This is a genomic window from Sinomonas humi, assembly GCF_000802235.1.
Lineage (GTDB): Bacteria > Actinomycetota > Actinomycetes > Actinomycetales > Micrococcaceae > Sinomonas > Sinomonas humi.
This window is the reverse complement of the sequence record NZ_JTDL01000059.1, coordinates 1-580: the sequence shown is the minus strand read 5'-3', so window position 1 is coordinate 580 and position 580 is coordinate 1. Positions and strand designations below refer to the sequence as shown.

General features: G+C 70.0%; 1 protein-coding gene. It reads left to right on the top strand.

Annotated features, from left to right (window positions below):
• Positions 1–17: 17 nt before the first annotated feature.
• Positions 18–580 (top strand): thiamine pyrophosphate-dependent enzyme (locus tag LK10_RS04305; protein WP_231567597.1); only part of this gene is annotated, 563 nt, incomplete at its 3' end.

The window sequence follows — 580 nt, the reverse complement described above, 5'->3', positions numbered from 1 at the left end:
TCCCCTACACCCAGTTCATGCCCAAGGAGGGCCAGGCCCGGGGCGTGCAGATCGACATCGACCCCGGCATGATCGGGATGCGGTACCCGTACGAGGTCAACATCGTCTCGGACGCCGCCGCCGCGCTGCGGGCCCTGATCCCGCACCTGCGCCGCAAGGAGGACCGCTCCTGGCGCGAGGGCATCGAGTCCAACGTGGCCCGCTGGTGGGAGACCATGCGCGCCCAGGCCATGGTCTCCGCCGACCCGGTGAACCCCATGCGGGTCTTCTCCGAGCTCTCCGACCGGCTCCCCGAGGACGCGATCGTGACCGCGGACTCGGGCTCCTCGGCGAACTGGTACGCCCGCCAGCTGAAGTTCACCGGCCGGGTCCGCGGGTCCCTCTCCGGGAACCTGGCCACCATGGGCCCCGGGGTCCCCTACGCGATCGGGGCCAAGATCGGCCACCCCGACCGGCCCGTGATCGCGTTCGTCGGCGACGGGGCGATGCAGATGAACGGGCTCAACGAGCTCATCACCATCAAGCGCTACTGGCACGAATGGGCCGACCCCCGCCTGATCATCGCCGTCCTGCACAACGA